At 65.6% G+C, this 13,545-nt stretch carries 7 protein-coding genes; all 7 read left to right on the top strand.

Annotation, left to right across the window (positions count from 1 at the left end):
- Positions 1–28: 28 nt before the first annotated feature.
- A complete protein-coding gene (locus tag AC06G6_RS14890) occupies positions 29–3,928 on the top strand; it encodes a DNA-directed RNA polymerase subunit beta' (RefSeq protein ID WP_307465583.1) in 3,900 nt (1,299 codons plus the stop codon).
- 463 nt (positions 3,929–4,391) lie between these two features.
- Positions 4,392–4,766 (top strand): 30S ribosomal protein S12, encoded by a 375-nt coding sequence (gene rpsL / locus AC06G6_RS14885; protein ID WP_011692814.1) that lies wholly within the window; start codon positions 4,392–4,394, stop codon positions 4,764–4,766.
- A gap of 1 nt (position 4,767) precedes the next feature.
- Entirely contained in the window at positions 4,768–5,238 is a 471-nt protein-coding gene (rpsG, locus tag AC06G6_RS14880) for a 30S ribosomal protein S7 (protein ID WP_011692813.1), read from the top strand.
- Positions 5,239–5,307: 69 nt separating this feature from the next.
- Positions 5,308–7,422, top strand: coding sequence for an elongation factor G (gene fusA, locus AC06G6_RS14875; protein WP_479823243.1), 2,115 nt, complete (start codon positions 5,308–5,310; stop codon positions 7,420–7,422).
- A gap of 258 nt (positions 7,423–7,680) precedes the next feature.
- Positions 7,681–8,871: an elongation factor Tu gene (gene tuf, locus AC06G6_RS14870; protein WP_069949303.1), complete on the top strand. Its 1,191-nt coding sequence runs from the start codon at positions 7,681–7,683 to the stop codon at positions 8,869–8,871.
- Between the two features lie 753 nt (positions 8,872–9,624).
- Complete coding sequence (locus AC06G6_RS14865) at positions 9,625–11,493, top strand: hypothetical protein (RefSeq protein ID WP_479823241.1); 1,869 nt, start codon at positions 9,625–9,627, stop codon at positions 11,491–11,493.
- A complete protein-coding gene (locus AC06G6_RS14860; protein WP_479823239.1) occupies positions 11,457–13,505 on the top strand; it encodes a hypothetical protein in 2,049 nt (682 codons plus the stop codon). Before AC06G6_RS14865 ends, AC06G6_RS14860 begins: the two co-directional genes overlap by 37 nt.
- The last annotated feature ends 40 nt before the right edge of the window (positions 13,506–13,545 follow it).

Below are 13,545 nucleotides of genomic sequence, written 5' to 3'. Positions count from 1 at the left end.
TTAGAGAACAAGAGAGAACAGGGACCATATGTCCAGCGAATCCTCCTTCGGCCTCATGCAGATCGGCCTCGCCACCGCGGAAGACATCCGTGGCTGGTCTTACGGCGAGGTTAAGAAGCCGGAAACCATCAACTACCGCACGCTCAAGCCTGAGAAGGACGGCCTCTTCTGCGAGAAGATCTTCGGCCCGTCCCGCGACTGGGAGTGCTACTGCGGTAAGTACAAGCGCGTGCGCTTCAAGGGCATCATTTGCGAGCGGTGTGGCGTTGAGGTCACCCGCGCAAAGGTCCGCCGTGAGCGCATGGGCCACATCGAGCTGGCCGCCCCGGTCACGCACATCTGGTACTTCAAGGGTGTTCCGTCCCGCCTGGGCTACCTCCTTGACCTGGCACCGAAGGACCTCGAAAAGGTCATCTACTTCGCCGCCTACATGATCACGAGCGTCGACGCCGACAGCCGCCACGAAGAACTGCCCAACCTCCAGGTTGAGCACGACATCGAGAAGAAGCAGCTGATCGACAACCGCGACTCGGACATCGCCACGATCGCCCGCGACCTTGAGAACGAGCTTGCCCGTCTCGAAGGCGAAGGCGCCAAGGCTGCCGACAAGAAGAAGGCCCGCGACTCCGCTGACCGCCAGATGGCTAACGTCCGCAAGCGCGCGGATGCTGAAATCGAGCGCCTCGAGCAGGTCTGGGACCGCTTCAAGAACCTCAAGGTCGCTGACCTTGAAGGCGACGAAGGCCTTTACCGCGAACTGCGCGACCGCTACGGCATGTACTTCGAAGGCTCCATGGGTGCCGAAGCGATCAAGAAGCGTCTTGAGAACTTCGACATGCAGGCCGAGTCGGACATGCTCCGCGACATCATTGCCAACGGCAAGGGCCAGCGCAAGACCCGCGCCCTGAAGCGGCTCAAGGTGGTCAACGCGTTCCTGACGACCAACAACAGCCCGCTCGGCATGGTGCTGGACGCCGTCCCGGTGATCCCGCCGGAACTGCGCCCGATGGTCCAGCTGGACGGCGGCCGCTTCGCGACCTCCGACCTCAACGACCTCTACCGCCGCGTGATCAACCGCAACAACCGCCTCAAGCGCCTGCTTGATCTCGGTGCTCCGGAGATCATCGTCAACAACGAGAAGCGCATGCTTCAGGAAGCCGTTGACAGCCTGTTCGACAACGGCCGCCGCGGCCGTCCGGTCACCGGACCGGGCAACCGTCCGCTGAAGTCCCTGAGCGACATGCTCAAGGGCAAGCAGGGTCGTTTCCGCCAGAACCTCCTGGGTAAGCGCGTTGACTACTCCGGCCGTTCCGTGATCGTCGTCGGTCCGCAGCTGAAGCTGCACCAGTGTGGCCTGCCGAAGCAGATGGCGCTGGAGCTCTTCAAGCCGTTCGTGATGAAGCGCCTGGTTGACCTCAACCACGCACAGAACATCAAGTCGGCCAAGCGGATGGTGGAGCGTTACCGCCCGCAGGTCTGGGATGTCCTCGAAGAGATCATCACCGAGCACCCCGTGCTGCTGAACCGTGCACCCACCCTGCACCGTCTCGGCATCCAGGCGTTCGAACCGCAGCTTGTTGAAGGTAAGGCAATCCAGCTCCACCCGCTGGTTTGTGGCGCCTTCAACGCTGACTTCGACGGCGACCAGATGGCAGTCCACCTGCCGCTGAGCCCCGAAGCCCAGGCTGAGGCCCGCATCCTGATGCTGTCCTCGAACAACATCCTGAAGCCGTCTGACGGCCGCCCGGTGACGCTGCCTTCGCAGGATATGATCATCGGCCTCTACCACCTGACCACCAAGCGTGTCGGTTCAGCTGGCGAGGGCCGGATCTTCTCCTCCGTCGCGGAAGCCATCATGGCGTACGACCTGCACGAGCTGCACCTGAATTCCCAGGTCAAGATCCGTCTTGAGGGCTTTGTCCCTTACGCCGGCTGGGAAGCTCCGGAAGGTTACGAGCCGGGTCAGACCGTGCTCGTCCAGACCTCCCTGGGCCAGGTCCTCTTCAACGAGACGCTGCCCGCGGACTACCCGTGGGTTGAGAACGTTGCCGACAAGGGCGAACTGTCCACCATCGTCAACGACCTCGCCGAGCGCTACCCGAAGGTGGTCACGGCGGCAACGCTGGACAACCTGAAGGATGCCGGTTTCTACTGGGCCACCCGGTCCGGCGTCACCGTCGCCATCTCCGACATCGAGGTGCCCAAGGACAAGCCGCGGATCCTCGCCGGTTACGAGACCATGGCTGCCAAGATCCAGGGCCAGTACGACAAGGGCCTGATCGACGACGACGAGCGTCGCCAGGAACTGATCGAGATCTGGAACAAGGCCACGAACGAGATCGCCCAGGCGATGCGTGACAACCTGTCCCCGATGAACACGATCAACCGCATGGTGTCCTCCGGCGCACGTGGTAACTGGATGCAGGTCCGTCAGATCGCGGGTATCCGTGGCCTGGTGGCCAACCCTAAGGGTGAGATCATCCCGCGTCCGATCAAGTCCTCGTACCGCGAGGGCCTGTCGGTGCTGGAATACTTCATCGCCACGCACGGTGCCCGTAAGGGTCTGGCTGACACCGCGCTGCGTACCGCCAACTCGGGTTACCTGACCCGTCGTCTGGTGGACGTGTCGCAGGACGTCATCGTCCGCGAAGAGGACTGCGGCACCGAGCGCGGTCTGATGACCGCCATCGCGGTCGCTGACTCCAACGGCGAGCTGGTCCTGGACGAGAACGTCGAGAACAGCGCGTACGCCCGTACCCTGGCCGTGGATGTCGTTGACTCCAAGGGCAAGGTCCTGGCAGCGGGCGGCACTGACTGCGGCGACGTCGTCATTGCCGAACTGTTCGCCGCCGGCATCACCGAGGTCAAGGTCCGCTCCGTACTCACCTGTGAGTCCAGCGTCGGCACCTGCGCCCTGTGCTACGGCCGTTCGCTGGCCACGGGTAAGACCGTCGACATCGGTGAGGCGGTCGGCATCATCGCCGCACAGTCCATCGGTGAGCCGGGTACCCAGCTGACCATGCGTACGTTCCACACCGGTGGTGCTGTTTCCTCCAGCGGTGGCGACGACATCACCCAGGGTCTGCCCCGTATCCAGGAGCTCTTCGAAGCCCGTACTCCGAAGGGTGTCGCACCGATTGCTGAAGCAGCCGGCCGCATCACCATCGAAGAGTCCGAGCGTCAGATGCGCCTGGTCATCACCCCGGATGACGGATCCGAAGAGATCGCTTACCCGGTCCTGCGCCGTTCACGTCTTCTCATCGAAGACGGCGAGCACGTCAGCGTCGGCCAGAAGCTCATCAACGGTCCGGTCGACCCCAAGCAGGTTCTGCGCATCATGGGCCCCCGTGCCGCGCAGAAGTTCCTGGTCGACGAGGTCCAGGGCGTGTACCGCAGCCAGGGCATCGGTATCCACGACAAGCACGTCGAGGTTATCGTCCGCCAGATGCTGCGCCGCGTCACGGTCATCGAGTCCGGCGAATCGGACCTGCTGCCCGGCGAGCTCGCCGAGCGCAGCCGCTTCGAAGATGCCAACCGCCGTGTTGTGTCCGAGGGCAAGACGCCGGCTTCCGGCCGTCCCGAGCTCATGGGCATCACCAAGGCGTCCCTGGCGACCGAGTCCTGGCTGTCCGCAGCTTCCTTCCAGGAGACCACCCGCGTCCTGACGCAGGCGGCCATGGAAGGCAAGAGCGATCCGCTGCTCGGCCTCAAGGAAAACGTCATCATCGGTAAGCTCATCCCGGCCGGCACGGGTCTCCCGCGCTACACCGAGGTCACCGTGGAGCCCACTGAAGAAGCAAAGGCCAACCTGTTCACCGGCCCCAGCGCGTTCAGTGACTTCTCCTACGATTCCCTGGGCGGCGACGGAGCTCCTGAGTTCCACGCCATCCCGCTGGATGACTACGACCTGGGCAGCGACTTCCGCTAAACAGGTAGCTTTCCCAAGGATGGTCCCGCACCGCACGGTGGGGGACCATCCCTTTAACCCATCGACTGCTCCGGTACTGCCCTTTTGGGGCCCCATAAGGGCCGTACCGGAGCAGTCGACGGGGGAGGAGGGGGCGTGGTTCCGCGCCGATTAAGGGCCGGGACCCGTCCGTGTTAGACTTGAGACTAATTGTTATTGTGGCAGTGGATGAGTGCGCCGGTAGAAGCTGAAAGGCTGAACCAGGTCGACGTTTCCGGTTTGCAGGGTTCTTGTGCAACGTATGCCACATTTTCGCATGCCTAGGGGCAATTCAGGATGAGAGTCCGTGGGCCCAGGCGTGCGGTCCGACTATTAAGGCTTCGCCTCAGCTGCTCTGGAGAGAACTTCAAAGCTCGAGCGGCGGGGCGCAGCGACAAGAGAGCGGCTGCCAACGGCCGCTCCGGATAAAACGGAGAACACGAGAGTGCCTACGATTAACCAGCTGGTCCGCAAGGGCCGCACGCCGAAGGTCAAGAAGACCAAGGCCCCCGCGCTTAACGGCAGCCCGATGCGCCGCGGTGTTTGCACCCGCGTGTACACGACGACCCCGAAGAAGCCGAACTCGGCTCTGCGTAAGGTCGCACGTGTGCGCCTCAACGGCGGCGTTGAAGTCACCGCGTACATCCCCGGTGTAGGCCACAACCTGCAGGAGCACTCCATTGTGCTCGTCCGTGGCGGCCGCGTTAAGGACCTTCCGGGTGTCCGTTACAAGATCGTCCGTGGCGCCCTCGATACCCAGGGTGTCAAGAACCGTAAGCAGGCTCGTAGCCGCTACGGCGCAAAGATGGAGAAGAAGTAATATGCCTCGCAAGGGTCCGGCCCCCAAGCGGCCGCTAGTTCTAGATCCCGTTTACGGCTCCCCGCTGGTCACCCAGCTGATCAACAAGGTGCTCGTTGACGGCAAGAAGTCCACCGCAGAGCGCATCGTTTACGGTGCACTCGAAGGTGCTCGTGCCAAGTCCGGCGGCGACCCGGTTGCAGCCCTCAAGAAGGCCATGGAGAACGTCAAGCCTTCCCTCGAGGTCCGCTCCCGCCGTGTCGGTGGCGCCACCTACCAGGTTCCGGTTGAGGTCAAGCCGGGCCGCTCCACCGCACTCGCCCTGCGCTGGCTGGTTGGCTACTCCAAGGCCCGCCGCGAGAAGACCATGACCGAGCGCCTCCAGAACGAGATTCTGGATGCCTCCAACGGTCTCGGTGCCGCTGTGAAGCGTCGCGAAGACACCCACAAGATGGCCGAGTCCAACAAGGCCTTCGCACACTACCGCTGGTAATACTTCCCGGACGCCGCCGGCTCTACCGAGCCGGCGGCGAACGTGCAGTTCATCCGAAAGGGAGACACCGTGGCACAGGACGTGCTTACCGACCTTAGCAAGGTCCGCAATATCGGCATCATGGCCCACATTGATGCTGGCAAGACCACTACTACCGAGCGCATCCTGTTCTACACAGGTGTGAACCACAAGATCGGCGAAACGCACGACGGCGCTTCGACGACTGACTGGATGGAACAGGAAAAGGAACGCGGCATCACCATCACGTCTGCCGCCGTGACCTGCTTCTGGGAAAACAACCAGATCAACATCATCGACACCCCCGGCCACGTGGACTTCACGGTTGAGGTTGAGCGCTCCCTGCGCGTCCTCGACGGTGCAGTTGCCGTGTTCGACGGCAAGGAAGGCGTGGAGCCGCAGTCTGAGACTGTCTGGCGCCAGGCTGACAAGTACAACGTCCCGCGCATCTGCTTCGTCAACAAGATGGACAAGCTCGGCGCTGACTTCTACTTCACCGTCGACACCATCATCAGCCGCCTCGGTGCCAAGCCGCTCGTCATGCAGCTGCCGATCGGCGCCGAGAACGACTTCATCGGCGTCGTCGACCTGCTTTACATGCGCGCACTGGTCTGGCCCGGCGACTCCAAGGGTGACGTCACCATGGGTGCCAAGTACGAGATCCAGGAGATCCCGGCTGACCTCAAGGAAAAGGCCGAAGAGTACCGCGCAACGCTCGTTGAGACCGTTGCAGAGTCCTCCGAAGAGCTCATGGAGAAGTACCTCGAAGGTGAAGAAATCACCGAAGAGGAGCTCAAGGCCGGCATCCGCAAGATGACGATCAACTCCGAGCTCTACCCGGTCTTCTGCGGCTCCGCGTTCAAGAACCGCGGCGTTCAGCCGATGCTTGACGCCGTCGTGGACTACCTGCCGAACCCGCTCGACGTCCCGCCGATGATCGGTCACGATCCCCGCGACGAAGAGAAGGAACTGACGCGCAAGCCGTCCTCCGAGGAGCCGTTCTCGGCTCTGGCGTTCAAGATTGCTACGCACCCGTTCTTCGGTCAGCTCACCTTCATCCGCGTGTACTCCGGTCACGTGGAAGCAGGCTCCCAGGTGGTCAACTCCACCAAGGGCAAGAAGGAGCGCATCGGCAAGCTGTTCCAGATGCACGCCAACAAGGAAATGCCGGTTGACGGCGCTACCGCTGGCCACATCTACGCAGCGATCGGTCTGAAGGACACCACCACGGGCGACACCCTGTGTGATCCCAGCAACCAGATCGTTCTGGAGTCCATGAGCTTCCCGGAGCCCGTGATCTCTGTTGCGATCGAGCCGAACACCAAGGGTGACCAGGAGAAGCTCTCCACGGCCATCCAGAAGCTCTCCGCTGAGGACCCGACCTTCCAGGTCTCCCTCAACGAGGACACCGGCCAGACCATCATCGCCGGCATGGGCGAGCTCCACCTGGATATCCTGGTGGACCGCATGCGCCGCGAATTCAAGGTCGAGGCAAACGTGGGCAAGCCCCAGGTTGCCTACCGCGAAACCATCAAGCGTGCTGTAGAGCGTCACGACTACACGCACAAGAAGCAGACCGGTGGTTCCGGCCAGTTCGCAAAGATCCAGATCGCGATCGAGCCGCTGGACACGTCCGAGGGCGAGCTGTACGAGTTCTCGAACAAGGTCACCGGTGGACGTATTCCCCGCGAATACATCCCCTCGGTTGACGCCGGTATCCAGGATGCGCTGAACGACGGCGTCCTCGCCGGGTACCCGGTTGTCGGCATCAAGGCCACGCTGATTGACGGCGCGTACCACGATGTTGACTCCTCGGAAATGGCGTTCAAGATCGCCGGCCGTATGGCTTTCAAGGAAGCCGCACGCAAGGCGAACCCCATCCTGCTCGAACCGCTGATGGATGTCGAGGTCCGCACCCCTGAGGAATACATGGGTGAAGTTATCGGTGACCTCAACTCCCGCCGTGGCCAGATGCAGTCCATGGAAGATGCCCAGGGCGTCAAGGTCATCCGCGCGCACGTCCCGCTGTCCGGCATGTTCGGCTACATCGGTGACCTGCGCTCGAAGACCCAGGGCCGCGCTGTGTACTCCATGACGTTCCACAGCTACGCCGAGGTCCCGAAGGCATTTGCCGACGAGATCATCCAGAAGAACCGCGGCGAGTAGTCCCTAGGGCTCTCGCAGCAACAAACTCGGGTGCGTCTTCGTCAACGGAGATTCACCTGGTGCAGGTGGCCGGTTCCGGCCAGCAGCTTTTCCGGGCAGGCCGGGCGGCCATCTGCACCGACAGACTCGAGGGACTAGTATTAGTTCCTGAATCTGCAATTTCATCAATCCAAAGCCCCCCAAGTAGACTTACTGAAGTTTCGCCGCGATAAGCGCGGTCGAAGGGTAAGTCATTTGAAAACGTTCTAGGAGGAACCTGTGGCAAAGGCAAAGTTCGAGCGGACTAAGCCGCACGTCAACATCGGCACCATTGGTCACGTTGACCACGGTAAGACGACGCTGACGGCCGCGATTTCCAAGGTGCTGTACGACAAGTACCCGACACTCAACGAGCAGCGCGACTTCGCGTCCATTGACTCTGCTCCCGAAGAGCGTCAGCGCGGCATTACCATCAACATCTCCCACGTTGAGTACCAGACCGAGAAGCGCCACTACGCACACGTAGACGCTCCGGGTCACGCTGACTACATCAAGAACATGATCACCGGCGCTGCACAGATGGACGGTGCAATCCTCGTGGTTGCCGCCACTGACGGCCCGATGGCTCAGACCCGCGAGCACGTCCTGCTCGCCCGCCAGGTTGGCGTTCCCTACCTGCTGGTTGCACTGAACAAGTCGGACATGGTCGATGACGAAGAGCTCCTCGACCTCGTCGAAATGGAAGTTCGCGAGCTGCTTTCGGCTCAGGGCTTCGATGGCGATGAGGCTCCGGTCGTTCGCGTTTCCGGTCTGAAGGCTCTCGAAGGCGACCCGGTTTGGGTCAAGTCCGTCGAGGACCTCATGGAAGCTGTCGACAACTCTGTGCCGGACCCGGTACGTGACCGCGACAAGCCGTTCCTGATGCCGATCGAAGATGTCTTCACGATCACCGGCCGTGGCACCGTTGTTACGGGCCGCGCCGAGCGTGGAACCCTCGCCATCAACTCCGAGGTCGAGATCGTCGGCATCCGCCCGGTCCAGAAGACCACGGTTACCGGTATCGAGATGTTCCACAAGCAGCTCGACGAAGCATGGGCCGGCGAGAACTGTGGCCTCCTGCTCCGCGGTCTGAAGCGCGACGATGTCGAGCGTGGCCAGGTTGTCGTCAAGCCGGGTTCCATCACCCCGCACACCGACTTCGAGGCCAACGTCTACATCCTCTCCAAGGACGAAGGCGGGCGTCACAACCCGTTCTACTCCAACTACCGCCCGCAGTTCTACTTCCGCACCACGGACGTAACCGGCGTTATCACCCTGCCGGAAGGCACGGAAATGGTTATGCCTGGCGACAACACTGAGATGACCGTTGCGCTCATCCAGCCCATCGCCATGGAAGAGGGCCTCGGCTTCGCTATCCGCGAAGGCGGCCGCACCGTTGGTTCGGGACGCGTTACCAAGATCCTCAAGTAATACTTGCTGATCTGAGTTAGACCTCTGATCGGGTCGGCCGTCTGACGGCCCCCGTGAAGCAAAGAACAGCCCCGCTGCACTCGCAGCGGGGCTGTTCTTTTTTGCGCCCGCGGTCCCTGCCAGCGCTCACTAGCCAGGGTCCCTGCCCAGGGCGGCGGGACCTGGGCCCCGCCCGCGGGCGCATGGACCGCAGGCACCGTCATGTACGAACTCCACTGGGCCTCACCGGGCCTGGGCGCGGGTCTTGGGAATTGGCCCTATGCACAGGGCTCCGTTGAGCATCGTCCGGTGCTATATTTCATCTAGTCATTGGATTTAATGGGAGCTGGGCGGTACGGACAGCCGGAGTCACGAAGGATATCCATGTCGACCGCTGTCCACCCCCTGTTCGTCATACTCCTGGTTGCGGTCGCCTTAGTGCTTGGCCTCCGCCGGGGGAGGGCGCGGGAACGCCGGCGTCACACTGACGAGAACAGCCAGGCCTTCGCGGCCGGCTTCCGTGCCGGGCACCTCCAGGGCTGGCGGGACGGCCAGGCCGCACAGGAGACGGGGGCGGCGAGCGTCCCGTCGGCGGCGGCAGCGGCTCCACCGCCGGTCCCGCCCGCCGCGGCAGCGGCTCCACCGACGGCCGCGCCGCTGCCTCTGGCGGCTCCACCGCTGAACCCGCCGGGCCGGCCAACTCCGCCGGTCCGGCCTGCCGGTGCGTTACCGTACGAGCCAACACCGCCGGCAGCGCGCGATCAACGCTGGCCCTTGCCCGCGCAGCTGCCCGCTCCGGCGCACGATCAGTCCTGGCCCTTGCCCGCGCAGCTGCCCGCTCCGGCGCAGGTGGCTGCGGCCCCGGCTGCTCCGCGGGAGTCCGCCGCGGACCGGGCTGCCCGGAAGGAGAAGCGGGACCGGCAGAACATCAACATCACCCTCTACGTCGCCAGCCTCCTGCTGGTGGCTGCCGGGGCCCTCTTCATCGGCACCGGCCTCCCGGCAGTCCTCCGCTTCGCCGGCGTTGTCGCCATCACCGCGCTGTTCTATGCCGGGGGTCTGGTCCTGCATGCGAGGGCCCCGCGGCTCCGGCCGGCCGCCGTCGCGTTCGCCGGAACCGGCCTGGCTCTGATCCCGGTGGCCGGCCTGGCCATGTACAACTTCACCCTGCCCGACGGCCCCGCCGCCTGGCTGGTCACCTCGTTCATCGGCACCGTGGCCTACGTTGCCGCCGCCGTCCGGATGGACAGCAGGGTTCTCGCCTATCTGTCCCTGACCTTTGTCGTGTCGACGGCGTGGTCCGGGATTTCTGTCGTGGGCGGAGCCGTGCTGTGGTACTTCGCGGCGCTGATCGCCATCGCGGTCGTCCTGACCCTGCTGGCGCTGACGCGTCCGTGCTGGATGCCGTCGGTGTTCGTCAAACCGCTGATGGTCCTGCATCCGTTTGTGGTCCCCGCCGTCGCAGCCGCTGCGACCTTCCTTCCGATGCTGCTCGGCAGGGGCGAGTATGCGTTCATGATGTTCCTGTGCGGAACGTACTTCGCCCTGATGGCGGCGCTCCCGCAAAGCCGGTTCCGGGTCGGCCAGTACTACGGCGCCCGGGTCAGCCTGACCGTGGCGGCGGCCGCCGCGGTCTGGGCGTCGAGCGAGAGCCTGCCGTGGATGGTGCTGACCGCCCTCGTACTGGCAGCCCTCCAGTCCGTGCTGCTGGCGTCCGGGCTGTCGGTGGTTCCGGCCGCACTGCTGGGCTCCGCCGGCCGCCGGCGGGCCGACGCCCTCGGCACCTTCGGGCTGCAACTGCTCCTGACCCTGCTGTGGGGTGCGGCCACCCTGTTCACTGCCGCCGTCGACCCCGCCATCGCCCCCGCCGTCGAGATCCCGGTGTGGCTGCCGCTGCTGCTCGCCCTGCTCACCGGCATGGCCCTCGCCGTGGGACTGGAAGGGATCGCGGAAGGGGCCCCCGTGGCCGCGCTTCTCGTGGTTGCGGCGTTCGGCGGCCGCGCCGGCGCCTGGAGCCCGGCCGTGTTCCTGTTGCTGGTCGCGCTGTTCTGGGCCGTGCGCTCCCTGCCCCCGGCGGAGCCCCTGCGCCGGCAGTTCGTGCTCGCCGCCCGCATCGCCGCTACGCTGGCCGTTCCCGCGATGGCCGCGGCCGTGACGGGCGGCGGCTCCGTTCCGGTGCTCGCCGCTTTCCTGCTGGCCCTCGTGGCCCAGCAGCTCGCCACGGCGGCCCTGGTCCGGGCGGGCGTGCCGACGCTGGCCCCGGACGCGAGCCTGGCGGCCTTCTCCCTGGCGGCACTCCCGGCCCTCGCCGCGCTGGCCGTCGTGGACAACTCGCCGGGGCGGACACTCGCCGGCGCCGCCGTCGTGCTCCAGCTCCTCACGTCCCTGGGCATCGGCTGGGCCCTCTCCGGGGAAGCCGCGGCAGGGACTCCCTGGCGGTCCGGTGTCCGGGAACTGCTGCCACTGGGCATGGCGGCGGTGCTGGCCGGCCTGGCACTCACCGGCGTCTCGCTCCAAAGCGCCAACATCGGGCTGGCCCTGACCGTGCTCTACCTCGTGGCAACGGCCCTGCGCCGCCGTGCCCTGCAGCAGCGGTGGAGCTACTGGTGGATGGCCCGGGCGCCGGCACCGTCCTGGTCCTGACGGGTTTCCAGCAACTGCGCCAGGAGACCGGTCCGCTGACGATCGGCGGTGAGGAACTCATGGGTGCGTCACTGGCGGTGCTCGTGCTGGGCCTGCAGCTGGCGTTCCCCCTGCTGGCCGAGCTCAGGGGCCGGGCTCCAGACGGTGTGGTCGCCGACGCCGCCGCAGTGCTGATGCTGCAGGCCGTCGCATTGGCCGGTCTCACGGCGTCCGGCCTCCAGTTGCAGCCGGCCGGGAGCTGGCAGCTGACCGCTGCCGTCGTCGTGATGGCCCTCGGCGCGGCGGCGGCGGGGCTGGTGCTGCGAGCCCGCCCGCGCACGGCGGTGTTTGCCCCGGCGGCTCTGGCGGTGCTGCTGCTGGCCCGTGCGGGTTCGACGCTCGACGTCGAGCTGGTGCTGGGCATCTTTGCCGTCTTCAGCGCCGCGATGGTGGTGGCCTCCGTCTCGCGCACGGGCAAGGGCGTCTACTTCGCATCCGCCCGGGTGCTGACCCTGGCCCTGGCGCTTGTCCTGAGCTACGACCTGACGGTCTCGGCCACCGCCGTCTCGGTGACCTTCGGGCTGGTTTTGGCCGCCCAGCACGTGATCCGCTGGCTCATGCGGCACCGCCTGGCCGAGGTCCCGTTCCAGCAGGCGTCGGTATGGATCACGCTCGCCGCCCAGACAGTGCTTCCGCTCGGTTACCTGGCGGCAGCGCCCGACGACGGCGGCCGCTGGGTCATCCTGCTGCACGCGGCCCTGCTGCTGGTCTCCGCAGCCGTGGCCAGCCGGGTGTTTGCGGCCCGCGGGGCGGCCTATCTGACGGTCTATGCCGCCGTGTTCGGCACCGTGGCGCTGGGGCCGCTGGTGCAGTTCGACGGCGGCACCTCTGCCGGCGGTCTGCTGGGCCAGCCGGTCCTCAGCCACGACGGGGTTGTGGTGATGCTGCTCGTGCTGTCCCTGGCCGCCACCGCCGCCGGCCTGCGTTTCCGGCGGAACGCGCGGGCCGACGTCGAACGCTGGCTCTGGCTGGCGGCTTCCGGCGCTTTCGTCCTGACTGCCCTGGTGCTGGCACCGCGCGTCGCGGACTGGTTGACCGGAGCGTCGGTCCTGGCGCTGGCAGCGGTCTGCTTCGCGGCGTCGCACCTGGAGCGGTGGCCGGCGCTCTACGTTCCGGCCGTTGCGGCGGCCATGTTTGGTGCCACATTGTCCGCCGCCGCGCTGTCGGCCTCCGTGCTGCTGGACGCCGTGCCGGGTGCCTGGGGCAGCTACCTTCCGTGGCTGGCGGGCTGTGCCCCGGCGGCGGCAGCACTGTATGCCGGCCGGTGGCTGCGCCGCGGACCCCTGACCGCCGATCCGGTCCGCCGCTGGTCGCTGGTGTCGGCAACGGTCCTGGGTCTTGGCCTCGCCGCGGCCGCCGGGCTTCGGTGGGACGAGACAGCCTGGGCCGGAGCCGCGCTCGTGGCCGCCACCGCCGCGGTCTGCTGCGCCGAAGCGCCGGCGAGAGCCCGCAGGGCCGGAGCGGAACTGGGCCTGTTCGTCACGACGGCGGCGGTGCAGCGCGCCGTGCTGTTCACCGGACTCGATGCAGGCTCCGCGGGGCCCGACGTGTTCTGGGCGCTGCAGTGGTATGTGGTTCTGGCCGGGGTGCTCGGTTCCCTTCGCCTGGCGTCCGGGAACCGCGGGGCGGGACACCGCAGGGCAGGGCGGGTGTTGTTGTCCGGCGGCGCCGGGCTGCTGACGCTGTCCGGGCTGGGGATCATCCTCGGCGGTGATGCGGGGCAGCAGCTGTGGGTCCTGGCGCTGATGGCCGTGGTGCTCATTGCCGGGCTGGCCTTCGGCGAACGTTTGTTCGTCTGGTGGGGTGCTGCAGGAGTGGCGGTGTGCATCATGTGGGCGATGCGCCAGTACACCTTCGCGCTGCTGGCCCTCATTGCCGCTGCTCTCATCGTGCTGGCGGTCTGGAGGCTGAACCGCAGCAAACCCGTGGCTGACGAGCCGGCACCGCACCGTGAGCCGGCGGACCATAGTTGACGGGGGCCTGGCGCTGATATCGTTGCTCCCAACGAAGGGA

The sequence above is a fragment of the Arthrobacter sp. CJL-S3 genome (assembly GCF_056711635.1).
The sequence above is the reverse complement of the archived record's forward strand: the minus strand, read 5'-3'. Positions and strand labels throughout refer to the sequence as shown.

Excerpts from the sequence above, each read along its gene's own strand:
- AC06G6_RS14890 (WP_307465583.1), top strand. The coding sequence starts at position 29 with ATGTCCAGCGAATCCTCCTTCGGCCTCATGCAGATCGGCCTCGCCACC.
- rpsG (WP_011692813.1), top strand. The coding sequence starts at position 4,768 with ATGCCTCGCAAGGGTCCGGCCCCCAAGCGGCCGCTAGTTCTAGATCCC.